The sequence below is a fragment of the Nocardioides sp. CF8 genome, from assembly GCF_000389985.1.
Lineage (GTDB): Bacteria > Actinomycetota > Actinomycetes > Propionibacteriales > Nocardioidaceae > Nocardioides > Nocardioides allogilvus.
In genome coordinates this window covers 3,545,476-3,570,919 of record NZ_CM001852.1, presented here as the reverse complement: position 1 = coordinate 3,570,919, position 25,444 = coordinate 3,545,476, and the positions used below count along the sequence as shown (strand labels likewise).

24 protein-coding genes are annotated in these 25,444 nt (G+C 71.4%); 12 read left to right on the top strand and 12 right to left on the bottom strand.

Going from position 1 to position 25,444, the window contains the following annotated elements; genetic code table 11:
- Nucleotides 1-11: 11 nt before the first annotated feature.
- The 5 genes from CF8_RS17410 to CF8_RS17390 all read right to left on the bottom strand — a co-directional run bounded on the left by CF8_RS17410 (nucleotide 12) and on the right by CF8_RS17390 (nucleotide 4,026).
- Complete coding sequence (locus CF8_RS17410) at nucleotides 12-1,379, bottom strand: sensor histidine kinase (protein WP_010834415.1); 1,368 nt, start codon at nucleotides 1,377-1,379, stop codon at nucleotides 12-14.
- The gene (locus CF8_RS17405; protein WP_036491342.1) at nucleotides 1,376-2,065 is read right to left on the bottom strand and encodes a response regulator transcription factor; all 690 of its coding nucleotides are present in this window, start codon (nucleotides 2,063-2,065) and stop codon (nucleotides 1,376-1,378) included. The genes CF8_RS17410 and CF8_RS17405 overlap by 4 nt, the downstream gene beginning before the upstream one ends.
- A gap of 214 nt (nucleotides 2,066-2,279) precedes the next feature.
- Nucleotides 2,280-3,143: a fructosamine kinase family protein gene (locus tag CF8_RS17400; protein ID WP_010834413.1), complete on the bottom strand. Its 864-nt coding sequence runs from the start codon at nucleotides 3,141-3,143 to the stop codon at nucleotides 2,280-2,282.
- Nucleotides 3,140-3,643 carry a low molecular weight protein-tyrosine-phosphatase gene (locus CF8_RS17395; protein WP_010834412.1) on the bottom strand — a complete coding sequence of 168 codons (504 nt, stop codon included), beginning with the start codon at nucleotides 3,641-3,643 and terminating at the stop codon, nucleotides 3,140-3,142. The genes CF8_RS17400 and CF8_RS17395 overlap by 4 nt, the downstream gene beginning before the upstream one ends.
- Entirely contained in the window at nucleotides 3,640-4,026 is a 387-nt protein-coding gene (locus tag CF8_RS17390; RefSeq protein WP_010834411.1) for a phage holin family protein, read from the bottom strand. The genes CF8_RS17395 and CF8_RS17390 overlap by 4 nt, the downstream gene beginning before the upstream one ends.
- A 55-nt stretch (nucleotides 4,027-4,081) precedes the next feature.
- On the opposite strand from CF8_RS17390, the gene CF8_RS17385 reads away from it, so the two are divergent.
- From CF8_RS17385 to CF8_RS17370, 4 genes are all read left to right on the top strand, one after another.
- On the top strand, nucleotides 4,082-4,630 hold the full coding sequence (locus CF8_RS17385; protein WP_010834410.1) for a VanZ family protein: 549 nt from the start codon (nucleotides 4,082-4,084) through the stop codon (nucleotides 4,628-4,630).
- 9 nt (nucleotides 4,631-4,639) lie between these two features.
- On the top strand, nucleotides 4,640-5,713 hold the full coding sequence (gene hisC, locus CF8_RS17380) for a histidinol-phosphate transaminase (RefSeq protein ID WP_010834409.1): 1,074 nt from the start codon (nucleotides 4,640-4,642) through the stop codon (nucleotides 5,711-5,713).
- Nucleotides 5,714-5,788: 75 nt separating this feature from the next.
- Nucleotides 5,789-7,069, top strand: coding sequence for a mechanosensitive ion channel (locus CF8_RS17375; protein ID WP_010834408.1), 1,281 nt, complete (start codon nucleotides 5,789-5,791; stop codon nucleotides 7,067-7,069).
- A 98-nt stretch (nucleotides 7,070-7,167) separates the two neighbouring features.
- Complete coding sequence (locus tag CF8_RS17370; protein WP_010834407.1) at nucleotides 7,168-8,139, top strand: glutathione S-transferase family protein; 972 nt, start codon at nucleotides 7,168-7,170, stop codon at nucleotides 8,137-8,139.
- A gap of 8 nt (nucleotides 8,140-8,147) precedes the next feature.
- Here the strand turns inward: CF8_RS17370 and CF8_RS17365 are convergent, their stop codons facing one another.
- Nucleotides 8,148-9,410 carry a family 43 glycosylhydrolase gene (locus tag CF8_RS17365; RefSeq protein WP_010834406.1) on the bottom strand — a complete coding sequence of 421 codons (1,263 nt, stop codon included), beginning with the start codon at nucleotides 9,408-9,410 and terminating at the stop codon, nucleotides 8,148-8,150.
- A 105-nt stretch (nucleotides 9,411-9,515) separates the two neighbouring features.
- Nucleotides 9,516-10,547: a family 43 glycosylhydrolase gene (locus tag CF8_RS17360; protein ID WP_010834405.1), complete on the bottom strand. Its 1,032-nt coding sequence runs from the start codon at nucleotides 10,545-10,547 to the stop codon at nucleotides 9,516-9,518.
- Between the two features lie 156 nt (nucleotides 10,548-10,703).
- Between CF8_RS17360 and pdhA the strand changes: the two genes are divergently transcribed.
- The 5 genes from pdhA (at nucleotide 10,704) to CF8_RS17335 (ending at nucleotide 16,214) form a co-directional block, all read left to right on the top strand.
- Nucleotides 10,704-11,873: a pyruvate dehydrogenase (acetyl-transferring) E1 component subunit alpha gene (pdhA, locus tag CF8_RS17355; protein ID WP_010834404.1), complete on the top strand. Its 1,170-nt coding sequence runs from the start codon at nucleotides 10,704-10,706 to the stop codon at nucleotides 11,871-11,873.
- Nucleotides 11,873-12,850 carry an alpha-ketoacid dehydrogenase subunit beta gene (locus tag CF8_RS17350; RefSeq protein WP_010834403.1) on the top strand — a complete coding sequence of 326 codons (978 nt, stop codon included), beginning with the start codon at nucleotides 11,873-11,875 and terminating at the stop codon, nucleotides 12,848-12,850. Before pdhA ends, CF8_RS17350 begins: the two co-directional genes overlap by 1 nt.
- A gap of 60 nt (nucleotides 12,851-12,910) precedes the next feature.
- Nucleotides 12,911-14,446: a dihydrolipoamide acetyltransferase family protein gene (locus CF8_RS17345; protein ID WP_010834402.1), complete on the top strand. Its 1,536-nt coding sequence runs from the start codon at nucleotides 12,911-12,913 to the stop codon at nucleotides 14,444-14,446.
- Nucleotides 14,447-14,482: 36 nt separating this feature from the next.
- The gene (locus CF8_RS17340) at nucleotides 14,483-15,412 is read left to right on the top strand and encodes a serine/threonine-protein kinase (RefSeq protein WP_010834401.1); all 930 of its coding nucleotides are present in this window, start codon (nucleotides 14,483-14,485) and stop codon (nucleotides 15,410-15,412) included.
- Nucleotides 15,413-15,485: 73 nt separating this feature from the next.
- Nucleotides 15,486-16,214, top strand: a complete 729-nt coding sequence (locus CF8_RS17335) for a hypothetical protein (protein ID WP_036491341.1) — start codon at nucleotides 15,486-15,488, stop codon at nucleotides 16,212-16,214.
- 23 nt (nucleotides 16,215-16,237) lie between these two features.
- On the opposite strand, the gene CF8_RS17330 is transcribed toward CF8_RS17335, so the two are convergent.
- A complete protein-coding gene (locus tag CF8_RS17330; RefSeq protein ID WP_010834399.1) occupies nucleotides 16,238-17,182 on the bottom strand; it encodes an NAD-dependent epimerase/dehydratase family protein in 945 nt (314 codons plus the stop codon).
- A 121-nt stretch (nucleotides 17,183-17,303) separates the two neighbouring features.
- On the opposite strand from CF8_RS17330, the gene CF8_RS17325 reads away from it, so the two are divergent.
- Nucleotides 17,304-18,032: a zinc ribbon domain-containing protein gene (locus CF8_RS17325; protein WP_010834398.1), complete on the top strand. Its 729-nt coding sequence runs from the start codon at nucleotides 17,304-17,306 to the stop codon at nucleotides 18,030-18,032.
- Between the two features lie 7 nt (nucleotides 18,033-18,039).
- Here the strand turns inward: CF8_RS17325 and CF8_RS17320 are convergent, their stop codons facing one another.
- Genes CF8_RS17320 through CF8_RS17310 form a run of 3 tightly spaced genes read right to left on the bottom strand, consistent with a single transcriptional unit; the run spans nucleotide 18,040 to nucleotide 21,591 of the window.
- Entirely contained in the window at nucleotides 18,040-19,512 is a 1,473-nt protein-coding gene (locus CF8_RS17320; RefSeq protein WP_010834397.1) for a carboxyl transferase domain-containing protein, read from the bottom strand.
- Between the two features lie 13 nt (nucleotides 19,513-19,525).
- Nucleotides 19,526-20,986, bottom strand: a complete 1,461-nt coding sequence (locus CF8_RS17315; protein WP_010834396.1) for a M1 family aminopeptidase — start codon at nucleotides 20,984-20,986, stop codon at nucleotides 19,526-19,528.
- Nucleotides 20,987-21,045: 59 nt separating this feature from the next.
- Entirely contained in the window at nucleotides 21,046-21,591 is a 546-nt protein-coding gene (locus tag CF8_RS17310) for an RNA polymerase sigma factor (RefSeq protein ID WP_010834395.1), read from the bottom strand.
- Nucleotides 21,592-21,611: 20 nt separating this feature from the next.
- On the opposite strand from CF8_RS17310, the gene CF8_RS17305 reads away from it, so the two are divergent.
- A complete protein-coding gene (locus CF8_RS17305; protein ID WP_036491338.1) occupies nucleotides 21,612-23,084 on the top strand; it encodes a serine/threonine-protein kinase in 1,473 nt (490 codons plus the stop codon).
- Between the two features lie 209 nt (nucleotides 23,085-23,293).
- On the top strand, nucleotides 23,294-24,760 hold the full coding sequence (locus CF8_RS17300; protein ID WP_198016873.1) for a glycosyltransferase family 61 protein: 1,467 nt from the start codon (nucleotides 23,294-23,296) through the stop codon (nucleotides 24,758-24,760).
- Nucleotides 24,761-24,803: 43 nt separating this feature from the next.
- Here the strand turns inward: CF8_RS17300 and CF8_RS17295 are convergent, their stop codons facing one another.
- Nucleotides 24,804-25,436, bottom strand: a complete 633-nt coding sequence (locus CF8_RS17295) for a hypothetical protein (protein ID WP_010834392.1) — start codon at nucleotides 25,434-25,436, stop codon at nucleotides 24,804-24,806.
- Between the last annotated feature and the right edge of the window lie 8 nt (nucleotides 25,437-25,444).

Here is a 25,444-nt window from a genome sequence, read left to right as displayed (position 1 = left end):
ACGCGCCCGGGTCAGTTTCGCTCGGGAATCGACAGCGAGACGCGGGTGCCGCCGCCGGGCGCTTCGCCGACCACGACACGACCGCCGTGCTGGTCGACGACCTGGCGCACGATCGCCAGCCCGAGTCCCGAGCCCGGCATCGAGCGCGACTCGTCGGAGCGCCAGAACCGTTCGAAGACGTGCGGCAGGTCGGCCTCGCTGATCCCCGGTCCCTGGTCGTCCACGGTCAGCACGCCGGAGGCGAGCCGCACGGTGATCGTCCCGCCGGCCGGGCTCCACTTCGCGGCGTTGTCGAGCACGTTGGTGATCGCGCGCTCGAGACCGGTCGCGTCGCCCTGCGCGGTCCACGGCTCGAGGCGTACGTCGAAGTCGACCCCCGCAGCGCGGCGACGCACGCGCGTCACGGCGCGGTCCGCCACCTCGGCCAGGTCGAGGGTGGTGATGGAGGCCTCGGGCTGCTCCTCGCGGGCGAGCATGACGAGGTCGCCGACGAGGGTGGTCAGCTCCTCGATCTGGCCGCGGACGTCGTCGAGCAGCTCGCGGCGGGCCTCGACGGGGAAAGCCGTGTGGTTGTCGGCGCCGTCGGCCTGGGCGAGCAGGTCGAGGTTGGTGCGCAGCGAGGTGAGCGGGGTGCGCAGCTCGTGGCTCGCGTCGGCCACCAGCCGTCGTTGCCGGTCGCGGGACGCGGCGAGGGCGCCGAGCATCTGGTTGAAGGCGGTGGCGAGCCGGGCGATCTCGTCGTCGCCCTCGACCGGCAGCGGGCGCAGGTCCTCGTGGACGGCGTTCTTCTCGACGGACTGGGTCAGGCGGCGTACGGGCCGGAGGCCGTTGGTCGCGACCGCCCAGCCGGACAGCGCCGCGGCGAGGATGCCGAGCACGCCCGAGACCAGCATGACGGTGCCGAGCTTGCGCAGCGTGCGGTCCTGCGACTCCAGCGCCTGCGCGAGCACCAGCGCCTGACCGCTGCCGGCGGGCACGGTGGCGACGCGGTAGCGCGCGCCGCCGTCGTCGAGCACGGTCCTGATCGAGGACGGCGACTGGCCGGATGCCACCTTCAGCTCGGGCCGGCCGAGCTGGAACGTCGGCAGGTTGTCGGCCGAGCGCACGCCCCGCTCAGCGGTGATGAAGATGACCCGGACGTCGGCCGCACCCAGCATCCAGGCCGGCACGTCCTGCGCGGTCGCCTGGGACAGGGCTGTCGACTCGGCGGCCAGGTGGGCCCGGTTGAGCAGCGACTCGTCGAGGGACGACTGCAGCTGCATCCGCATCACCATGAACGCGCCCAGCGCCATCGCCGCGATCGACGCCGCGACGGCCAGCGTGGTCAGCAGCGCCACCCGGGAGGCGAGTGAGCGCCGGTAGTGCCAGCGCTCGCTCATGCTTCCTTCAGGACGTAACCGACGCCGCGCACGGTGTGGATCAGCCGCGGCTCGCCCTCGGCCTCGGTCTTGCGACGGAGGTAGCCGACGTAGACCTCGAGCGAGTTGGCGCTGGTCGGGAAGTCGTAGCCCCACACCTCCTCGAGGATGAACGAGCGCTCCAGCACCCGTCGCGGTCGCCGCAGGAACATCTCGAGCAGGGTGAACTCGGTGCGCGTCAGCTCGATGCTGCGCTGCCCGCGGCGTACGTCGCGCGACCCGATGTCCATCGACAGGTCGGCGAACGCCAGCGTCTCGTCCTCGTCACCGGGCACGATCCGGCGCAGCAGGGCGCGCAGCCGGGCGAGCAGCTCCTGGAGGGCGAAGGGCTTGGTGAGGTAGTCGTCGGCCCCGGCGTCGAGGCCCTCCACCCGGTCGCCGACGGCGTCACGGGCGGTGAGGACCAGGACGGGTACGTCGTTGCCGGTCGCTCGCAGCGCCCGGGTCGTCTCGATCCCGTCGAGCCGCGGCATCATCACGTCCATCACGACCACGTCGGGGTGGGTGGTGCCCAGGGTGGCCAGTGCCTCCGCACCGTCGGCGGCCAGCGACACGTCATAGCCGTTGAACTCGAGCGAGCGGCGCAACGATTCGCGCACGGCCTTGTCGTCGTCGACGACGAGCACGCGGGGACGGGACTGGGGCACGCGCCAAGGATGCCAGCAGTGCCTGAGGGTGGGCTGAGCAAGCGCGTTCCCTGTCGCGGGAACCGCGATGGACTTCCACTCGCTCGAGTGAAAGTTCAGGTGGAGCTGACCGTGGCTCCGCGTGAACTCTGATGAACTTCCACCTGCTCGAGTGGAACTTCACCCGAGGGCGATCGATCAGGGAAGCGAGCAGGGCTGCGGCCGAGAGAACGACTCAGACGAAGCGCGCAGCGACGGTGGCCGCGCGGGCGCCGTACCCGCCACCGAACATGCACGCGTGCACCAGCAGCGGGAAGAGCTGGTGGAGCGGGAGCCGGTCCTCCCAGCCGTCAGCCAGGGGGAATGCCTCGGTGTAGGCCTGCATCACCCGGGGAAGGTGGGGCAGCCCGAAGAGGTGCAGCATCGCGAGGTCGGCCTCGCGGTGGCCGCCGTGGGCCGCGGGGTCGATCGCGTGGACGACGCCGTCGACGCCCCACAGGCAGTTGCCGTTCCACAGGTCGCCGTGCAGCCGCGCGGGCGCCTCGTCGGGGATCAGCGAGGACAGCCGGCCGATGACCGACTCGATCGTGGCTGCCTCGCCGTCGGTGACCGCACCGCGGTCGCGAGCGAGCTTGAGGTAGGGCAGCACGCGGCGTACGGCATAGAACTCGGGCCAGGTCGCGCACGCCTTGTTGGGCATCGGGAGGCGGCCGATGAATCCGTCGCGTGGGGCGCCGTACGCCGATGCGCCGGCGCGGTGGGTGGCCGCGAGCGCTGTCCCGAAGCTGATCGCGGCCTCGGGCTGGTGCTTGGGGGTCGGCTCGATCCAGGCGAGGATGACGCAGTCGCCGTCGGCGGCCAGCACCTCGGGGACGGGCACGCCCCCGGGCGCCGAGGCCAGCCAGCGCAGCCCGGTCGCCTCGGCCTCGAAGAACCCCGCGGGGGCGTGGGCGAGGGTCTTCATCAGCGCCGTCTGGCCGTTGGAGAGACGCAGCCGGGTGGCGGTGGCGATGTCACCGCCGGCCACCGGGGCGGTCGACACCACGGACGTGCCGAGGAGCTCCTCGGCACGCTTCGCGACCAGCGGCTGGCGGGTCATGAGGACGAGAGGGCTCGCTCGATGTGGGGGACCAGGGCACGGCACGTGCGCTCGATCATGTCCAGCACCTCCTCGAAGCCATCCCTGCCACCGTAGTAGGGGTCTGGTACTTCCACACCCGGAGCTTGCGGATCGAAGTCGCCGAAGAGCCGGACGCGGTCCGCGTCGCCGAGCCGGGCCAGGTCGCTGCGGTGGGTCTCGTCCATGGCGAGCAGCACGTCGTCGCGGCCGAACCAGTGGCCCGCGACCTGCTGCGCGCGGTGCAGCGAGGGGTCGTAGCCCCGCGCCGACAGGGCGGACGCGGAGCGCGGGTCCATCGGGTTGCCGACGTGCCAGTCGCCGATGCCGCCCGACACCACCGTCACCCGGTCGGACAGGCCGGCGTCGGTGAGCAGCGAGGCGAGGACGACGTCGGCGCTCGGGGAGCGGCAGATGTTGCCCGAGCAGATGAAGGCGACGCGGTAGCGACCCGGCTCGTGGGGCGCCGGCAGGGAGGTCACTCGTCGCCCACGACGGCGTCGACGCCCCAGGTGACGATGGTGACGATGATGGCGCCGATGACGGCCGCGAGGAACCCGTCGACCGTGAAGCCCAGGTCGAAGGCCTCGGCGATCCTGCCCGCCAGGAGCAGCATCAGTCCGTTGATGACGAGCAGGAAGAGCCCCAGCGTCAGCAGCGTGATCGGGAACGAGAGCACCTTGAGGACCGGCCGGATGAAGGTGTTGACCAGCGTCAGGATCAGCGCGACGCCCAGCAGCGGGAGCAGCTTCTCCTGCACCTCGGCCGAACCGTTGCTCGGTCCGGTGAAGCGGATGTCGGCCAGCAGCCACGCGGCCACGGCCAGCCCGGCGGCGTACGCAAGGAGCTTGAGGAGGAAACCCATGCTCGTCAGCGTAGGGGGCAGGTCGTCTCGACACCCCGCTCGATAACCTCGACGGGTGGTGACGATCGGCGGGACGGGCGTGATGTTGCTGGCCTCGCTGGCCAGCCTCGGAGTCTTCGCGCTCGTCGCCTGGGGGCTGAGCCGCCGCCTCGGTTGGGTCACCGCGATCGCCCTCGCGGGCTGTGCCTGGACGGTCGTCGTGCTCGGCATCCTCACGCTGCTGCCGGCGCAGTGGGGCACCGGCGTCGTGCCCGCCGAGTCGCGCGCGGACACCTGCTCCCTGGACTACGGCGGCCCGGCACCCGACGGGTTCTGGATCCTGCCCGGCAGCCAGCGGCTGCTCAACATCGCGGTCTTCGTGCCGGCCGGCGCGCTGTGGGTGCTCGGCGTCGCGCGCTGGCGCCTCGGCTGGCTGCTGGCGCCCGCGGGCCTCGTGCTGCTCGGGCTCTACAGCGTGGCGATCGAGCTGATGCAGCTCGCGCTGGCGCGCATCGACCGCGCCTGCGACGTCACCGACGTGGTCGACAACGTCACCGGTGCCCTGATCGGCGGCGGGATCGGGATCGTCCTCGCCCTCGTGCTGCGACCGTGGCGCCGGCGCTAACCTGCGCCCATGTCCACCACTCCGCAGCCTCGGCCCAACGTGCTCGCCATCCCCGTGTACGTCGCCGGCAAGCCACCCACCCCGCGGCCCGGCCTCACGTCCTACAAGCTCTCCTCCAACGAGAACCCCTACCCGCCGCTCCCGGGCGTCGTCGAGGCGGCAACACGCGCGGCCGAGGCGATGAACCGCTATCCCGACATGGGCAACAGTGCGTTGTACGCCGCCCTGTCGGAGTCCCTCGACGTGCCGGTCGAGGACCTGGCGGCCGCGACGGGGTCGGTCGCGCTGATCTACCAGCTCTTCAACGCGTTCTGCGAGCCCGACGACGAGGTCATCTACGCCTGGCGCTCCTTCGAGGCCTACCCGATCGCGGCCACTGCGGCCGCCGCCGTGTCGGTCAAGGTCCCGCTCCTGCCCGACGGTCGTCACGACCTCGATGCGATGGCCGCGGCGATCACCGACCGCACCCGCGTCGTGATCGTCTGCACCCCCAACAACCCGACCGGACCTGCGGTCACCCAGTCCGAGCTGGACGCCTTCCTGGCCCGCGTTCCTTCACACGTGCTCGTCGTCGTCGACGAGGCCTATCTCGAGTTCGTCCGGATGGACGATGCGATCGACGGGCTCGCGACCTGTCGCGCCCACTCCAACGTGGTGCTGACGCGCACCTTCTCCAAGGCCTACGGGCTGGCCGGGTTCCGCGTCGGCTACGCCGTCGGCCCCCCGCCGCTGGCCGCTGCGCTGCGCGCCGTGTCGCTGCCCTTCGGGGTCTCGTCGGTCGCCCAGGCCGCGGCGATCGCGTCGCTGGCCTCGACGGAGGCGCTCTTCTCGCGCGTCGACTCGCTGGTGCTCGAGCGGGACCGGGTCGTCGGCGCCGTACGCGCTGCCGGGTGGGAGATCCCCGACGCGCAGGGCAACTTCGTCTGGTTCGACCTGGGTGAGCGGACCGCCGAGTTCGCCGCGGCCGCCGACGAGCTCGGCATCGTCGTGCGCCCCTTCGCCGGGGAGGGCGCCCGCGTGTCCATCGGCGAGACCGAGGCCAACGATCGGCTCATCACCCTGGCCCAGGAGTTCCGGCGATGAAGGCCAGGGGTTAACAACCGAGCGGATTTGCGGAACAGTGGAAGGGGCGGGGGAAACTACTCGGAGGTAACCCACATGGACACTTCAGAAGGATTCTGGAACGACATCGACTGGGCGGACATAGCCCAGAAGGCGGGCACCGCACTGGTGATCCTGCTGATCACCTGGATCGTCGCCCGTGTCGTCAAATGGGCGTTCAGCAAGATCACCAGCCGGGTATCCGCGCTCCAGCGCGCAGGGGGAGACGGTGAGTCACTGGGGAGCTCCCTCGGCACGGCCGCGTCCTTGCTGGTGTGGCTGTTCGGCCTGGTCGCCATCCTCCAGGTCTTCGCCCTCGACCAGGTGCTGGCGCCGATCCAGACGTTGCTGACACGCGTCATGGAGTTCCTGCCCAACCTGATCGGCGCACTGTTCGTGTTCTTCATCGGTGCCCTGGTGGCCAAGGTGGTGCGGCAGCTGATCGAGACCGCGCTGGGTGCCGTTCCCTTCGAGCGGTGGTTCAGCTCGGCCAGGTCGACGGTGGACAGGCAGACGGGCACCGGCCCGGTGGCCACGTCCGCCGACACCGCGTCGGGCACCACGGCGTACGCCGCAGACACCTCGACCCCGTCGGGACTCTCCGCCCTCCCCAAGACCCTGGCGACCGTGGTCTACGCGCTGATCATGATCGTGGTGGCGATCGCGGCTCTGCAGATCCTGGGCATCAAGTCGATCTCGGACCCGGCCGAGCAGATGCTGACGAAGATCTTCGACACGATCCCCCTCGTGATCGCGGCTGCGCTGATCCTCGGCATCGGCGTGATGATCGCCAAGTTCGCGGGCGAGATCCTGGCGCAGGTGCTCGACGGATTCGGCACCGACCGGGCGCTCACGGCCATGGAGGTGCTGCCCGAGGGCAAGAGCGCGACCCCCGTGGTCGCCAAGGTCGCGCAGGTGGCGATCGTGCTGTTCTTCGCCGTGATGGCTGCCCAGGTGCTCGCCTTCCCGCAGATCACCGAGTTCCTCAGCGAGGTGCTCGAGCTGGGCGGCCGTGTCCTGTTCGGCGGCGCGATCATCGCCGCGGGGTTCTTCATCGCCAACCTGCTGGCCAAGCTGGTCACGGGCACCGGCAGCACGGTCGTGCGCTACGCGACGCTCGTGCTGTTCGTCGCGATGGGCCTGTCCTACATGGGGATCGCGGACTCGATCATCGAGCTCGCGTTCGGCGCACTGGTCGTCGGCGGTGCTGCTGCCGCGGCCCTCGCCTTCGGCCTGGGTGGTCGCGACGCAGCGGCCCGACAGCTCGCGCGGCTGTCGGACTCGCGCACGGCCACCGCGACGAGGAGCGACGACACGAACCCGGGTCAGCACATCTGAGGTCCCCGAGTGCAACCGGCGCCCATCGTGACTCCACGGTGGGCGCCGGTCTGTCGGTCGGGCTGGGGGGATGTGGTTGAAAGCGGCATGATGGAGCCATGGCCGACACTGCGAAGTACACCGAGGACGGCAAGCCGTTCGAGCGGGACATGAACTACATCCCCGACCGGCTGCGCGCGGGCCCGGCGCCGGCCGACCCACTGGAGGGTGCGTACGGCGCCGACCCGGACGCCCCCGTGTGGCCGGTCGAGCCCGGGCGCTACCGACTGGTGGCGGCCAAGGCCTGCCCGTGGGCCAACCGGGCGATCATCGTGCGCAACCTCCTCGGGCTCGAGGACGTCATCTCGCTCGGGCTGCCCGGCCCGACCCACGACGCCCGCAGCTGGACCTTCGACCTGGACCCCGGCGGCGTCGACCCGGTGCTCGGCATCGAGCGGCTCCAGGAGGCCTACTTCAACCGCGTCCCCGGCTACGAGCGCGGCATCACCGTGCCGGCGATCGTCGAGGTGGCGACGACGAAGGTCGTCACCAACGACTTCCCGTGGATCACCCACGACTTCTTCTTCGAGTGGCGCGAGCACCACCGCGCGGACGCGCCGGACCTGTGGCCGGTCGAGGGCCGCGAGGAGATGGAGGCCGTGATGAAGCGGGTCTTCACCGAGGTCAACAACGGCGTCTACCGCTGCGGCTTCGCGGGCTCGCAGGAGGCCTACGACGCGGCGTACGAACGACTCTTCACCGCGCTCGACTGGCTCGAGGAGCGGCTCACCGACCGGCGCTACCTCATGGGTGACGCGATCACCGAGGCCGACGTGCGGCTGTTCACGACGCTGGCCCGCTTCGACGCCGTCTACCACGGGCACTTCAAGTGCAACCGCAACAAGCTGATCGAGATGCCGGCGCTGTGGGGCTATGCGCGCGACCTGTTCCAGACGCCGGGCTTCGGCGAGACGATCGACTTCGAGCAGATCAAGGCGCACTACTACCGCGTGCACACCGACGTGAACCCCACGGGCATCGTGCCGCTGGGGCCCGACGAGTCCGGCTGGCTGACCCCGCACGGCCGCTGAGCGGTCGGCTAGGGGATCGGGATCGGGATCGTCGAGGTCGTGGTCGGCGACGTCGTCGGTGACGTGGTGGTGGTGCTCGTCGTCGGGGACGTCGGTGGCGGGCTGGTCGGTGACGTCGGCGGCGGGGTCGTCGGGGTCACGGTTGGTGTCGGTGTCGGTGTGGGGCTGGGCGGCGGCGGGACCGGCTCGGGGCCCTGCACGAACGCCGAGAGGACAGGGCCGTTCTTCGTCCACCGCAACCGGGCGGCGTACAGCGCACGCTTGCCGACGTCCTCGAAGTCCTTGCCGCCCTGGTAGCTCTGGTAGCACGGCAGGTTGGTGCCCTTGCAGACCCAGCCGTGGAAGAACAGCCGGTTGGCGTGGCTGGTGGTCGCCTCGACGTAGTCCGCACCGCCGGGACCGCAGACGCCGGAGTTGCGACGGTTGACCAGGGCGTGACCGCGCGTGCCCTGCCAGTCCTTGTGCCGGAAGTGGGACCGGCGCCAGATCGTGCGGTAGCGGCAGTCGCCGTAGTCGCCGCGCGAGGTGATCAGGTAGTACCAGTCGCCGTGCTGGACCATCACCGGGTTCTCCAGGACACCCACGTCGCGGATCAGCTCGCGGCTCGTGCCGAAGGTGCCGGTGCCGGCCGGGTTGAGGCGGATCATCCGGATCGTCGACGGCGTTCCCTGCGTGCGGTAGAGCAGGAAGCGCCGGCCGTCGGGGGCGATGAAGGACGACGGGTCGATCACGCCGCGCCGCGGCAGCCCGGCGCGGCCGCCGACCGGGTCGGAGGCGGGCTCGGTCGCGGAGTAGTCGGGGCACACGAGCGGTCGGTCGCTGACGGGGGTGAAGGTCTCGTCCACGGACGGTGCGGTCGCGACGCCGATGCAGCGGTCCTGCGCGTGCGGGAGCCCGCGCGACGGCATCGTGTAGTAGGCCAGCCAGCCGGCCGGGCCGCGCTCGAGGTCCGGGCCCCACACGCCGGCGTACTTCGCCCAGGCGGGCTTCGCGTTCAGCAGGTCGCCCGTGGGGTTCCAGATGCCCCAGTCGTTGGCCGAGTCGGACCCGCGGCCCCGGAAGCCGGTCGCCGCGCCGAACCACTTCGTGCCGTCGAAGACCACGCTCGGGTCACCGAAGTCGCGCTCCCAGATCAGCGGTCGTGGGGCCATCGCGGCCAAGCGGTCGTCCGCGCCGCTGGCCGACGTCGAGCCCGGTGCGAGTGCGAGCAGGGCGGGCAGGACGGCCAGCGCGGTCAGCGCGCCGGCCCATCTGGTCAGGTGACGAGTCATGTGGCTTGAACCCCCTTCAAGGCACCACCTTGATACCCCGGGGGCGGGGGGTCGGCGCAAACCGACAGGCCCGCGGTCCGGTTGCCTGCTCGACCAGCACCGCTCCTAGAGGAAGTTGGCGACGACCGGCACCCCGTCGACCCAGCCGAGGTCGGCGGCATACATCGGCCGGATCGCCCGCGACCGGTGGCGCAGCCGGTCCTTGCGGATCCCCGGCCCGCACGGGGTCGCCCTGCCGTGGCAGGTCCACGCGTGGAAGTAGACCCGCAGCCGCGGGGAGTGCGGCATCGGCGTCACGTCGGCGCCGCCGGGGCCGCACAGGCGCGACGTCCGGTCGAGGAGCACGCCGCCGGTCGCGGCCGACCAGTCCAGGATCGACGGCGTACGGCGCCAGACGGTCCGGTAGGAGCAGCGGGTGAAGTTGCCCTGCGACAGCAGCATCACCCACCCGGCCGGGCGCTCGACGAGCACCGGGTTCTCCAGCACGCCGTCGTGGCGGAAGAGCTCGACGCTCGGGCCGGCCGCGTGCAGGCCACTGTCGGACAGCGGCAGCAGCCGGATCGACGACGGGATGCGGTCGGTCTTGTAGACGAGGTGCGGCTGTCCGTCCGCGACGGCCAGCGACGGGTCGATGACACCGGCCCGGGGCAGGCCGGCCACGGCGACAGGCACCGGGTCCTCGGCGGCCGGCACGTCGACGTACGACGGACACACCAGCGGGCGTCCGCCGACAGCCTTGAAGCCGGAGGTCGCCGAGCGGGAGCGGGCGACGCCGATGCAGCGGCCGTACTCGCCCAGACCCCGCACGGGCGCGGCGAAGTAGAGCACCCACCAGCGGCCGAGGCGGGCGATGTCGGAGGCCCAGATGTCGCCGTCGGCGTGCGACCACGACGGCAGCCGGACCAGCGCGGGGCTCGCCGGTCGCCAGCCGCCCGCCGGTCCGTCGGCATGGGACCGCGGGACCAGGCTGCCCGTGGAGAAGCCGACGAAGCCGTCGCCGTGCACGGTGACGGCGGGATCGGCGAAGTCCGTGGCGAGGACCGGTCGCGGCGCACGCTCCGCCTGGGCGGGTACGGCGACGGCCACCAGCGCAGTCGCCAGCAGGCCGGTCAGGGCGGCGCGGAGGCGCGGGAGCACGGCGCACAACCTAGACCGATTGGCCCCCGAGGTGGTCCGGCGGATAACTTTGGGGACACCATGTGGTCGGGGTCACACACGCCCGCGGCACCATGGACAACAGACAGCCGTCGGCGTGCCCGGTGACCCCGCGCAGCCGCTAGCGAATGGAGTGCCATGAGCGACCCCGCAGTGAACACCGGAGGCTTCGGCCCCGACCTCGTGGAGGTCTTCGGCCCTTCGCAGCAGGACGGTGGCCCCGAGCTCGTGCAGCTCCTCACCCCTGAGGGCGAGCGCGTCCACCACCCCGAGTTCGACCACGACTTCTCCGCCGAGGAGCTGCGCGGCTTCTACCGCGACATGGTGCTGACCCGGCGCATCGACACCGAGGCCACCGCGCTCCAGCGCCACGGCGAGCTCGGCATCTGGGCCCAGCTGCTCGGCCAGGAGGCCGCCCAGATCGGTGCCGGCCGCGCGCTGCGCCCCCAGGACTACGTCTTCCCGACCTACCGCGAGCACGGCGTCGCCTACTGCCGCGGCATCGACCCGCTCGACCTGCTCGGCCTCTTCCGCGGGGTCGACCAGGGCGCGTGGGACCCGGCCGAGAAGAACTTCGGGCTCTACACGATCGTCATCGGCGCGCAGGTCCTGCACGGCGTCGGCTACGCCATGGGCATCCAGCGCGACGGTGCCGTCGGCACCGGCGACCCGGACCGCGACGCCGCCGTGATCGCCCACTTCGGCGACGGCGCCTCCTCGCAGGGTGACGTCAACGAGGGCTTCATCTTCGCCGCGTCCTACAACGCGCCGGTCGTGTTCTTCTGCCAGAACAACCAGTGGGCCATCTCGGAGCCGATCGAGCGTCAGTCCCGCATCCCGCTCTACCAGCGCGCCCTCGGGTTCGGCTTCCCGGGCGTCCGCGTCGACGGCAACGACGTGCTGGCGACGTACGCCGTCACGAAGGCCGCGCTGCAGCGTGCGCGCGACGGCCAGGGCCCCACGTTCGTCGAGGCCTACACCTACCGCATGGGTGCGCACACGACGACCGACGACCCGACGCGCTACCGCCTCTCCGACGACGTCGAGCACTGGAAGCTCAAGGACCCGATCGAGCGGCTCAAGGTCTACCTCCGCCGCAACGGCCTGGTCGACCAGGCGTTCTTCGACGACCTCGACGCGGAGGCGAAGGAGCTCGGCCACCACCTGCGCGAAGGCTGCAAGGCACTGCCGGACCCGGAGCCGATGAGCGTCTTCGACCACGTCTACACCGAGATGACCGACGAGCTCGCCGCCCAGCGCGACGGCTACGCCGCCTACCTCGCATCCTTCGAGGGGAGTGACCACTGATGGCCAAGATCACGCTCGCCAAGGGCCTCAACATGGGCCTGCGCAAGGCCATGGAGGACGACCCGAAGGTCCTGATCATGGGTGAGGACGTCGGCAAGCTCGGCGGCGTCTTCCGCATCACCGACGGCCTGCAGAAGGACTTCGGCGAGGACCGCGTCATCGACTCGCCACTGGCCGAGTCGGGCATCGTCGGCACCGCGGTCGGCATGGCGCTGCGCGGCTACCGACCCGTCGTCGAGATCCAGTTCGACGGCTTCGTCTACCCCGCCTACGACCAGATCGTGTGCCAGGTCGCGAAGATGACGTTCCGCTCGCAGGGCAAGTCCAAGATGCCGATGGTCATCCGCATCCCGTTCGGCGGCGGCATCGGCGCGGTCGAGCACCACAGCGAGTCGCCGGAGGCGCAGTTCGCGCACACGCCCGGCCTCAAGGTCGTCGCCTGCTCCAACCCGGTCGACGGCTACTGGATGATCCAGCAGGCCATCGCCTGCGACGACCCGGTGATCTTCCTCGAGCCGAAGCGGCAGTACCACGCCGACAAGCTCGAGCTCGACGAGTCGGCCACGCCCGACCCGCTGTTCACCGCCCGCACCGTGCGCGCCGGCTCCGACGTGACCGTCCTGGCCTACGGCCCGACGGTGAAGACCGCGCTCAAGGCCGCCGAGGCTGCCGCCAACGAGGGCAAGTCGCTCGAGGTCATCGACCTGCGCACGCTGTCGCCGCTGGACATGAAGCCCGTCTACGAGTCGGTGCGCCGCACGGGTCGCGTCGTCGTCACCCACGAGGCGCACGTCAACCTCGGCATGGGTTCCGAGCTGTCCGCCCGGATCACCGAGGAGTGCTTCTACTCCCTCGAGGCGCCGGTGCTGCGCGTCGGCGGCTTCGACACCCCCTACCCGCCCTCGCGGATCGAGGAGGAGTGGTTGCCCGACCTCGACCGCGTCCTCGATGCCGTCGACCGCTCGCTGGAGTTCTGATGACTTCGCTGGTTGAGCAGGCGCGCCAGCGCCGTGTCGAAACCGAGAAGGGAGACCTGCATGTCTGAGTTCAAGCTGCCCGACGTCGGCGAGGGCCTCACCGAGGCCGAGATCGTCTCCTGGAAGGTCAAGGTCGGCGACGTCATCGAGATCAACGACATCATCGTCGAGATCGAGACCGCCAAGTCGATCGTCGAGCTGCCGTCGCCCTACGCCGGCACCGTCCTCGCACTGATGGTCGAGGAGGGCCAGATGGTCGATGTCGGTACGCCGATCATCTCGGTCGGCTCCGAGGCCGACGCTGCTGCTCCGGCGACTGCGCCCGCCCCGGCCGCGCCGGCCGGTGCCGCCCCGGCGGTGGCGCCCGCTGCTCCCGCTGCTCCCGAGCACGACCTCTCCGACATGGACCTGTCCAACCCGGCCGCCTCCGGTGGCGGGGAGGGCGAGTCGCTGGTCGGTCGCAACAAGGCCGAGCGGGGTCCGCAGCGCCGGGCCCGCCGAGGTTCTGCCACTCCGTCGACCGAGGCCGGCGCGCAGACCCAGCTGCAGGTCCAGGGCGCGTTCGCGCCCGGCGGTGCCCGGACCGACGAGGTCGCGCCCGTCGACGAGCCGGCCGTGCCGGCCACGTCCGCTGCCACGCCCCCGAGCGCCGCGCCCGCCGAGGCGCTGGTGCCGGCCGCTGTGCAGTCGCCCAGCGCCGTACGCGCCCTGGCGAAGCCGCCGGTGCGCAAGCTCGCCAAGGACCTGGGCATCGACCTCTCGACCCTGATCGGCTCCGGTGCCGGTGGAGTGATCACGCGGGCGGACGTCGAAGGCGCGACCTCTGGTGCGTCATCCGTTTCCGCACCTGTCGATGCGGGTTCGCATGACGCATCGCGAGGGTTCGCAGCGACGGGCGAGCGCGAGCGCCGCGAACCGGTCAAGGGCGTGCGCAAGATGATGGCGCAGGCGATGGTGGGCAGCGCGTTCACCGCCCCGCACGTCACCGAGTGGATCACCGTCGACGTGACGGCGACGATGGAGCTCGTCGCCCGGCTCAAGAAGCACCGCGAGCTGAGGGACGCCAAGGTCTCCCCGCTGCTCGTGCTGAGCCGCGCCGTCATGCTGGCGATGAAGAAGACGCCGGAGATCAACTCGTTCTGGGACGACGCTGCGCAGGAGGTCGTCTACAAGAACTACGTCAACCTCGGCATCGCCGCCGCCACCCCGCGTGGTCTGGTCGTGCCGAACATCAAGGACGCCGACCAGCTCTCGATGCTCGACCTCGCTGGCGCGCTCGCATCGCTGACCGCCACGGCGCGTGACGGCAAGACGCAGCCGGCCGAGATGGCGGGCGGGACGTTCACCATCACCAACGTCGGCGTCTTCGGCGTCGATGCCGGTACGCCGATCATCAACCCGGGCGAGGCCGCGATCCTGTGCTTCGGCGCGATCCGCAAGCAGCCGTGGGTCGTCGGTGACGAGATCGTCGCGCGCGACATCACGACGCTGGCGCTGTCCTTCGACCACCGCCACATCGACGGTGAGAAGGGCTCGCGGTTCCTGGCCGACGTCGCCGGGATCCTCGAGGACCCGGGAACGGCACTGCTGTTCTGAGGGATTAGGACGCCCCGGCCTGGGTAGAAGGCCGGGGTGCATCCCTATCCGGCGGTCGGCGACAAGGTCGGCCCCTACCGGATCGAAGGTCGACTGGGCGGTGGCGAGCACGGAGTCGTGTTCGCCGCCGTCCAGGCCTCGTCAGGGGCCCGCGTCGCCCTCAAGGTGATGTCGCCCGCGATCACCGGCGACCCGGCCACCAAGCGCCGCCTCACCCTGGCGGCGCGCAGCGCCGCGTCGGTCCGTTCGCCCCACGTCGCGCGCGTCTACCTGTACGGCGAGGACAACACCCGGCGGCTCTACATCGCCAGCGAGCTGGTGGCCGAGGGCTGCCTCGCGCAGGTCCTCGACGACCAGGGCCCGGCGCCCGTCCAGGCAGGGATCGACCTGATGGCGCAGCTGGCGACCGGCCTGGCCGCCGCCCACGCGCGCGGGCTCGTCCACGGTGCGCTCACCCCCGCCAACGTGCTGCTGCAGTGGCGCGAGGGCCGGGCTGTGGGCCTGCTCGCCGACGTCGGCACCGGCTGGAGCGCGACGGCCCCCGAGGTGCACCTCGGCAGCCCGTCCGGCGTGGCCAGCGACATCCACTCGATGGGTGCCCTGCTGTGGGAGACCCTGACCGGGCAGCCGGTCCACCATGGCACGCCCTTCCAGGTGGCGGAGTGCTACATCAAGGACCCGCCGCCCCGGCTGGCCGGGCTCTCGCCGCAGGTCCGCCACCTCAACCAGCTGCTCGCGCGGGCGATGCACCGCGACCCGGAGCGCCGGCACGGGTCCGCGCTGGAGCTGCGCGACGACCTGCTGGCCGCCCTGGCGCTGCCCGGGGAGTCGGGCCCGCTGCTGCGCGCGCCCCACCCCCGCTCCGGCCCCTCCGATCGCACGCAGGTCCTCACGTTCTGCTTCGCCCTGGCCCTGATGTCGCTCGGCCTGGTGGCCGGCGCAGCGATGCTGATGATGTCGTTCTGATCTCAGCGGGTGCCGAGCACCGCGTCGGTGCCGCCGAGGCGAGCAGCAGACCGTCGCTGGGTAGTGTGCCGCGGTGACGTTTGAGAACAGTGCCGCGACCGCTCCGCGCCTGGCTCCGCGGTGGCCGGGTGTCTTCCTCTCAGCCGTGCTCTCCCTGATGCTGGTCGCGGGCGTTGTGGTGGCGGCCGTCGGCGGCCATTCCGAACAGGCGCCGGCGCTGGTCTTCGGTGCGGTGGGCGCTGTCGGGCTGGTGCTCTGCGTCGTCCTGTTCTGGCCGCGACGACGCCGGGAACTCGTCCGCGATGTTGACGGCTCGCTGACGATCGCGGCCCCCTGGGCCGTCGTGGTGGTCATGATCGCCGCCTGGGCCATGGCCGGCGTTGTCGGAGCATCCTTGGTCTTCACAGTGGTCACGGACGGCATCGATGCTCTCGAGTCGCCCGGTGCGGCGTTGGTCCTGGTCGGCGCACTGCTCGCGTCTCTCCCTGACGCTGTGCGCCTGGCCACTGGTCGACTGCACCGGTGGCGCGTCACGCTGGCGCCGAGCGGACTGCGCTACCGCGGGTATCGCACCGACATCGAGCTGCCCTGGGTGAAGGTGCGCGGCTCCCGGCTCCAGGCCAGCCGCCTGTTCCGATGGACGGGCGTGCCGGAGTCCATGAGGCCGGGTGAATCCGGCCCCAAGGGCTACGGCGTGGTCGTTGACCGCAAGGGGAGCGGGCCGGACTTCCTCGTGCCGCAGGCGTTCTTCCGGGTTCCCGCCGCCCAGATCTCCGAGGAGATCGAACGCTTCCGCTCCTGAGCCGGCCCACGCGGTCGCGGCTGCTAGCGCGCGTGCCAGGCCGCCAGGACTTCGCGCTCCCGCTCCGCGGTGATTCCGACGGCGGTCTCGCCCAGGGTGTCGCGCGCGGTCTCGGCGACGGGCCGCAGCCGCAGGCCGGCGTCGAGCGCGGGCTGGGCCGGGTGCGACATCATCCCGTCGTAGTCGGGCCGCGGCAGCCACAGCGGGATCGAGCCCTCGCCCGCCCACGGCTCGACGCCCTGCTCCGTCAGGAAGCCGGCGTCGACCCAGGTCCACGACGGCAGCGCCCCCACCCCCTCGGCGACCTGGTCGAGGAGCCGCGCGATCGGCATCGGCTCGCCGACCCCGTCGAACGCGCCGGTCGTGCGTGCCTCGGCGGCATCGAGCAGCCAGGCCGCCAGGTCGCGTACGTCGATGACCTGGACGACGTCCGACGGTGACCCGGGCGCCAGCACCTCGCCGCCGCGGGCCAGCCGGTCGGGCCAGTAGGAGAAGCGACCGGTCGGGTCACCGGGCCCGACGATGAGTCCGGGCCGCACGAGCACCGATGAGGCGGTGCCTTCCGTGACGAGCCGCTCGCAGGCCACCTTCATCGGACCGTAGGCCTCCGGGTCAGCGGCGAGATCGACGTCCGTCTCGATCGCCTCGACGAGCGGCTCCATCGCGGGTGAGCCGTTGTCGGCGTACACGTTGATCGTCGAGACGAAGACCCAGTGCGCGTCGGGCACCGCGGCGACCGCGCGGCGCACGTGCGACGGCGTGCGGGAGACGTCGACGACTGCGTCCCACTCGCCCGCGATCTCGGCCGGTGCGTCCTGCGACCGGTCCCAGGGGAGGTGGGTGACACCGGCGGGCAGTGGTCCGGACGCGCCGCGACAGGCGCAGGTGACGTCCCACCCGCGCTCGACCGCCTGCTCGGCGACGGCGCGGGAGAGGAACCTGGTGCCACCGAGGACGAGGAGCTTCATGCGTTCACTCCACCCGCCGGAAGTGCATGCGGCAAGGGGGTTCACTCTCGGCATAACGTGGCGCGCGGGCTGGCGACGCGACTAGGGTCCGAGCTCACGAGTGGCGACTGGGAGAGGTCGGATGTACTGCCCACGCTGCGGCCAGCCGATCACCCCGGACGACACGTCGTGTCCTCGGTGTCGCCTGGTCTTCACCACGGACCGGCAGTACGCGCCGAGGGCTGCGCCGCCACCGCGCAAGCTGCCGCTGGCCTGGAAGCTCGTGCTGGGTGCAGTCGTCCTGCTCTTCCTCACGGCCTCCCCGGTGCTCATCATTCTGCTCTTCGCCGAGGACCTCGGAGGCGAGGAGCCAGACCTGCTGCCGGGCTCGATGCCGACCACAGCGTCACCCCGCGAACCGTTCGCCACCCCGACCGATGCTCCGAACGGGCGCGAGGAGGCCATCGGGCCGGGGGACGTGTTCGCGCTGCCCGCCGGTCTCTCCTGCCGAGGCGTGCAGGTGCGTCACTACCGCTACGTCGTCGCCATGGACTACTGGCGGCTGCACGGACGCCGCGACCGGCTGGATGTGGACGGCGACGGCATCCCGTGCGAGGGCGCCTACCCGGCCACCGAGGTCCGGGCCTACTGGGGAACGTGGCAGCGCGTGACACCGAACTATGAGGGCGTCGAGACCCTGCCAGTGGGGCTCGGCTGCGCAGGCCTGAGGGAGCGGGACCACACGTACGGCCAGACCCTCGACTACTGGGTCATCACCGGTCACCCGGAGCGGATGGATGACGACCTGGACGGCGTCCCGTGCGAGGGCCTCTTCCCCCTCGGCGTCATCCGTTTCCACTGGTACCGCTGACGCGTCCTCAGATGTAGCGCCGCGTCCGCGCCTCGGCCGTGCCGGGCCCGGCGAGCAGCAGCGCGGCGAGCTCGTGCTCCAGCACCGCGCCCACGCGGCGGCAGAAGTCCTCGGGCTCGTCGGCGGCGTCCGGCTTCTCCGCGACGATGCGGTCGACGATGCCGCGGCGGTAGAGGTCGAGGGCGCGGACCTGCTGGGCGCGCGCCATCTCGGGCGCGTGGTCGAGGTCGCGGTGCACGATCGCGGACGCGCCCTCGGGCGGGAGCGGCGAGAGCCACGCGTGCTGCGCGGCGACGACACGGTCGGCGGGCAGGAAGGCCAGCGCCCCGCCGCCGTTGCCCTCGCCGAGCATCAGGCACAGCGTGGGCGCGGTGAGCGTCACGAGGTCGGCCAGCGACCGGGCGATCTCGCCGGCCAGCCCGCCGTTCTCCGCCTCCGCCGACAGGGCCGCGCCCTGGGTGTCGATCACGGTGACCAGCGGCAGCCCCAGCTCGGAGGCCAGCCGCATGCCGCGTCGCGCCTCGCGCAGCGCGCCCGGCCCCATCGGGTGGTCGGTCGTCTGGCCGCGGCGGTCCTGGCCGAGGAACACGCAGGGCGCCTCGCCGAAGCGAGCCAGCGCGATCAGCAGGCCGGGGTCGGACTCGCCCTGCCCGGTGCCGTTGAGCGGCACCACGTCGGAGGCCGCATAGCGCAGCAGCCGCCGCACACCGGGGCGGTCGGGCCGCCGCGACCGCGTCACCGCGTCCCACGTGTCGACGTCGGGCACGTCCTCCTGGCCGGGGTCGGCGACCGGGGCGACGCCCTCGCGCGGAGCGAGCAGGATCGACAGGGCACGGTCGAGGATGTCGGCGATCTCCTCCGGCGGGACGACGGCGTCGATGATCCCGCGCTCGAAGAGGTTCTCGGCGGTCTGCACGTCGGCGGGGAAGTCCCGGCCGTAGAGGGCGGAGTAGACCCGCGGCCCGAGGAAGCCGACCAGCGCCCCGGGCTCGGCGACCGTGACGTGGCCGAGGGAGCCCCACGACGCCATCACGCCGCCGGTCGTCGGGTTGCGGAGATAGACGAGGTAGGGCAGCCCGGCCGCGCGGTGGGCGGCGACCGCCGCGGAGATCCGCACCATCTGCACGAACGCCGGCGTCCCCTCCTGCATCCGGGTCCCGCCGGAGACGGGCGCCGCGAGCAGCGGCAGCCCCTCGAGCGTGGCGCGCTCGATCCCGGCCACCAGCCGGTCCGCGCTCGCACGCCCGATCGAGCCGGCGAGGAACCTGAACTCCCCGAGCAGTACGGCGACGCGCCGCCCGCGCATGCGGCCCTCACCGGTGATGACGGACTCGTCGGTGCCGGCCTTCTCCTCGGCGGCGACCAGCTCGGCGGCGTACTCCTCGGAGATGCCCATCCGCTCGGGCGTGGTGTCCCACGTGTCCCAGGAGTCGGCGTCGAGGACGAGGTCGATGAAGTCGTGGGCGCCGAGGCGGGTCATGCGCGCAGAGTAGTCAGACTCCGCGCGGTGGCGTCGTGCGTCCCAGGATCCACGCGTCGAAGAACGCCGACAGCTCGCGGCCCGTCTCCTGCTCCCAATGGGCGTAGAGGTCGTCGCGGGTGACGGAGGTGTTGTCGTGGGCGGCCAGCCAGGAGCGGGCGATCCGGAAGAACTCGTCGTCGCCGAGCTCGAGGCGCAGCTCGTTCCACATCAGCGCGGGCGAGTAGTAGACGTTGGAGCCGCCGAACTGCGCCGGGTCGTAGGCGCCGGGCGGGCCGTAGTCGTCGCGGAGGTCCTGGTCGAGGTCGCGCCAGCGGCCGATGGTGGCGTTGATCCGGTCGCCGTCGTGGTCGGCCTCCCACAGGCCCTGCAGCAGCATCGTCATGCCCTCGTTGAGCCAGACGTCGCGCCAGTCGGCGGGCGACACCTGGTCGCCGTACCACTGGTGGACGAGCTCGTGCACGAGCACCGGGGCCGATCGGACGTAGTCGTTGTCGCCGATCGTGACCATCGTCTGGGTCTCCATCGCCGACTGGGAGTCGGTCGCGACGATGCCGGCGGAGCTGAACGGGTAGGGGCCCAGGCGTGCCTCGATCCAGTCGATCGCCTCGTTCGCCGCGGTCATGTCGTCGAGCACGAGCGGCTGGCCGCGGGGATACCAGTAGTCGAGCCGCACGCCGCTCTCGGAGGAGCCGCTGGAGTGGGCGTAGTCGCCGATGGCGAGGGTGATGAGGTAGGACGACGCGGGCTCGTCGAGCTGGAACTCGGTCGTGCGCAGGCCGTCCTCGGCGACGTCCGCGACCAGGCGCCCGTTGGCGACCCCGGTCCACGGGTCCGGCACGGTGACGGAGATGTCGTAGAGCGCCTTGTCGGCGGGTTGGTCGTTCACGGGATACCAGCTGTAGGCGCCGTACGGCTCCTGCATCGTCCAGACCTCGCCGCGGTCGGTGACGGTGAAGCCGAGGGTCGAGAAGTCGCGTCGGGTCGTCGGCGCCGCGACGGGGCCGGGCTGGCCGGAGTAGGCGATGACGAGCTCGTGGCGGCCGTCTCGGACGAGCCGCTCCTTGACGGTGAGGTCCTTGCCGCGATGGGCGTACGCCGCCTCGCTGCCGTCGAGGGTGACGCTCTCGACCCCCAGCGGAGCCGCGAGGTCGAGGGTGAAGCGACGGGCGTCGCGAGCCGCGCGGAAGGTGATCGTCGCCGTGCCGGTCAGGGTGCGCGCGTCCGGTTGCCACGCGAGGTCGAGGTCGTAGAGCAGTGCGTCGACGTCGGGCCCGCCGACGGCGGGATAGACCGAGTCCTCGACCGGGGTGCTCTCGGCGAGCTCGAGGTCGGGCTCGACCCGCTCCGCGACCTCGGAGGTGGTGACCGCGACGGCGGTCGCGCTCTCACTGGACGGGGCCGGGGGTGCGACGTCCGGCTCGGGGTCCGGCGACGAGCAGCCGGCGAGCAGCACCAGGGCCGCAAGTCCCAAGGGCCCTCTTGGTTTCGACACGACGCTGGCGCGCCTGCTCAACCAGCGAGGGCTGGTCATCACTCGCCCCGGAGGAGCGGGCGCGCCAGCTTCCGGCCGTGGTGGATCTGCGCCTTCACCGTCCCGAGGGGGACGCCGATGAGCTGGGCGATGTCGTCGTAGGCCATGCCGTAGACGTCGCGCAGCAGCAGCGGCTCGACGTATTGCGGGTGGTCCTTCTCGATCGTCTCCATCGCCTCGAGCAGGTCGAGACGGGTGCCGGCGATGACCGAGGTCGTGCGCGGGTCGGGCCGGTCGTGGTGGCCGCCCTCGAAGTCGGTGGGCACGGCCTGGTTCTTCAGCTTGCGGTAGGTCGTGCGGGCGCTGTTGAGCGCCACGACGTGCATCCACGTGGTGAAGCGGCCCTGGCCGTTCCACGAGCCGAGCTTGGTGGAGATGTTGAGCAGCGCCTCCTGGCAGGCGTCCTCGGAGTCGCCGGAGTAGGGCAGGACGCCCCGGCAGACGTTGAGCGCGCGGGGGCGGACGGCGGCCAACAAGCCCTCCATGGCGTCGCGATCACCGTCGCGGGCGCGCCGAGCGAGGTCATCGATGTCGTCTGGAGTCACGACTGCAACATAATGCAGATGTGTCAGCACCTTCTCGGCTTGGTCGCTACCCCGTGCGCCGTCGCATCGGCTCGGGGGCCTTCGCGACCGTGTGGCTCGCCTATGACGAGCAGCTCGACTCCCCGGTGGCCATCAAGGTGCTCGCCGACAACTGGACCGAGGACTTCCACGCGCGCCAGCGGTTCGTCGAGGAGGGCCGCTTCCTCCGCAAGGTCGAGTCGCCCCACGTGGTCTCCGTCTACGACGCCGGCGAGCTCCCCGACTCGCGTCCCTACCTCGTCATGTCGTACGCCGACCAGGGCTCGCTCGCAGATCGGTTGGACCTCGAGCCGCTGACTGTCTCGCAGGCCGTCCACGTCATCGCGCAGGTCGGTGCCGGGCTGCACGCCCTGCACCAGCGCGGCGTGCTGCACCGCGACGTCAAGCCCGCCAACGTCCTCTTCCGCACGGTCGAGGTCAACGGTGCGCCCCAGGTCAGCGCGATGCTCGGTGACCTCGGCCTCGGCAAGGCGATGGACATGTCGTCGCGGCTGACGATCATCGGCGGCACCCCGTCCTTCGTCTCGCCCGAGCAGGCCCAGGGCGAGCCGCTCGACCCGCGCGCCGACCAGTTCTCCCTCGCCGCGCTGACCTACCTGCTGCTGGCCGGCCGGGCGCCGTACAACCACGCGTCGCTCAACGCCGCCGCCGACCCCGCACCGCCGCCGCCGCTCGACAACGGCCTGCCCGCCGAGACCGAGGCCGTGATCGGCAAGGCGCTGGCCAAGGACCGCGAGGAGAGGTACGCCGATGTGCCGGCCTTCGTCGCCGCCCTGTCGACCTCCCTGGCCGGGCACACCGACGAGCCGCCGACGTGGATCCCGGTCGATCCCGACCTGACCCTGCCCGCGCCCCGACCCGGCACGTCCGGCAGCTCCGACACGGACTGGACCACGCAGGCCCCGAGCCGGAAGCCGGGCGCGCCCGCCCGGCTGTCGCGGAAGCGGCTCACGGCGGTGGGGCTCGCGGCCGTGCTCGTCGGGCTGCTCAGCGGCTTCGGCGCCCACGAGCTGATCGTCACCGACCGCACCATCGAGGACGTGTCGGGCACCATCTCGGTCACGGTCCCCGAGGCGTGGACCCGAGCCGTCGACACCGAGCAGTGGGTGCCGCCCGACGCCGAGGCCGAGCAGGCCTCGATCTCCGCCGGGACCGCGGTCGGCTGGAACCAGAACGACGAGCCGGGCCAGGGAATCTTCCTCGGGGTGCTGCCCGGAGAGCTGCCCCCCGTCGTGCCGCAGCACCCGGAGTGCGAGGTCACCCGCCCGGCCGTCACCGACCGCCGCAACGGCGACTCCTACATGACCGTCGAGTTCACCGACTGCCCCCACGGCGGCATCACCATCGAGCGGGTCGTCCAGGTCACCGCCAACCGGCTGCTGTGGGTGCAGGTGCGCGCCGAGGACCGCTCGGCCGCCATCGAGGTCCTCGACTCGGTCAAGCTGTCCTTGTGAGCGCTGCGCGACGTGCCGCACGCGGCATGCTCCAGGCTTGCCGCCGTCTGCGCGTCGCAGGAACCGCCGTGGTCCTGGTTGATCGCCACCACGTGCCTGCCCTCGCCTCGCTGGCGTGCACAGCAGACAGGGTCGTCGTGGTGGGTCCGCCGAGCGCGGCCGCTCCCGCCGGCGCACGCGGGTGGGAGTGGGTCGCGCGCCCCGGCAGCATGAGCCAGCTGCACACGGTCCTGCTGGAGATCGGGGATGTCGGTCTGGTCGTGGTGGCTGTGCAGCGCACCATGGCCAGGCGGACTCGCCTCGTTGCCCGACTTGCACCCCACGTGGCTGCCGGCGGCCATGTGCTCGTCGTGGTGCCGCGCGACAAGCAGCGCGATCTCGTCGCACGTCTCAGCCAGCTTCGCGGACGGGTCGAGACACGCGGCGGGCACGGCATTGCGAGATGGCAGCGTGAGCTGGGTGTGGCGATCGGCGCGCCGTCACGCTCACGTGCCGGCGTGCTCGTGCCGAAGACCGTGCAGCACCTGCGACTGCTTCGTGACGGCGACGTGGCAGAGGTCCTGGCCCATCGGTCGGCGACGAGCGTCGAACACCTCGCCTCGCTGCCCGCGGGGTCGAAGACGTCCAGTCGGATCGTCACCTCGTTCCCGGACGCGACTCCCCTGGGACAGCTCTCGAACACGCTCTCCTATCCCCGCATGGACCTGCGCAGATATGAGGGGGAGATCATCCTGTCGGCGGGTTCTCTCGCCCGCACGGAGACGTTCGTCCTTCCTGAGTCCTTCAAGTGGCAGGGAAAGCGACTCCATCAACCCAAGCTCACCCAGGTCGAAGGCCGCTTCGGACGCTTGCGGGAGAACGATTCCCCGCCGACCCGGCTGGAGGGTGCCTTCTACTTCTTCGACTACGCCCACCCCGGTCATTACGGTCACCTGATGACCGAGGCCATCGCCAAGCTGTGGGGCTGGGACGAGGCCAAGGAGGCACTCCCGGACCTGCGCCTCCTGCTTCGCCGCCATCCCCGCGATGCTGGGAGGACCCGCCCACGCCCGGATCTCGCGGTGCTACGGGCCTTCGGCGTCGCCGAGCGGGACATCGTCTGGGTCGACGGGCCGGTCGTCGTGGACACGTTGGTCGGTGCAACTCCGATGTGGCACAACAGTCCACCCTTCCAGGCCCACCCGGCCATGCGAGCGATCTGGCGGAGGCTGCGAGACGGGTTCCATCCGGAAGGCGTCTCCCCAGCCGAGGGGGACCGTCTCTTCGTCACCCGTCGCGAGGGCAATCGGCCGTGCCGCAACGTCGACGAGGTGGAAGCCATCTTCTCGGAGCTCGGCTACACGATCGTCCACCCCGGCGCACTGACGCCTCAGGAGCAGTGTCACGCCTTCTCGAACGCGCGCGTGGTTGCAGGATTCGGTGGTACCGGGATGTTCAACATGCTCTACGCCGATCAGGTGAGCGACGTGGTGGTGCTGAACCATGACGCGTACCTGGCTCGCAATGAGCACATGATGTCGGAGCTGCTCGACGCCAACATCCACTACTTCTGGAGCAAGGCAGACGTCCCTGCGGACGGTCGAGAACGGTCCTATGCCGCGTCCCAGTCCACCTGGGAGTTCGACGTCTCGACGCACGCCGAGGCGTTGCGCTCGCTCCTGACGCGCCTGGGCTGAGGGATCCATCTGCGGCCGATCGCTCACCAGCGCAGCTCGTCTGTCAGCCCGCGCGGATCCCGTAGATGACCCGGGTGATGAGCTCGCGCATGCCGGGCACGTCGACCCGGCGGCCGGTGACGGCGATCTCGGCCTCGGCCTGGTCGGTGCCGTTGATGTCGAGCCAGGTGATGATCCCGAACCGCCGGTAGCCGTCGTGGACGTAGCTGAACTCGAGTGCGTCGTAGGTCCGCGAGAGCTCGGTGTAGTCCTCCTCGTCGCGCTTGAGGTCCTCGATCCGCGCGGCCAGGATGTCGGGGATCGTCTCGTGCTGGGTGATGACCTGCTCGACGCGCAGGATGTAGGTGTTGCTCGGGTTGCGGGGCTTCTTGTACTTCACCTCGTTGGACGAGGTCTCAAGCCTGCTCCACCCACGCGGGGCGGGGAAGGTGAAGCGGTAGTTGTCGGTCCCGACCGCGACCTCGCGCAGCGGGAGGCCGGTCTCGAGCGGCGGCTGCGGCGGGTCCGCACGCAGCGGCGGCGGCGGAATGACCGGGAAGCTGGGGTCGGCTGCGGTCACCGGTGTGGGCGCACCCGAGGTGACGGGGGACGACTGGAGGACGGCCGCCGTCGCGAAACCGCCGACGATGCCCACCGCCAGCAACGTCGCGACCGCAACGAGTCCCCGCCAACCCATAGGGGGCA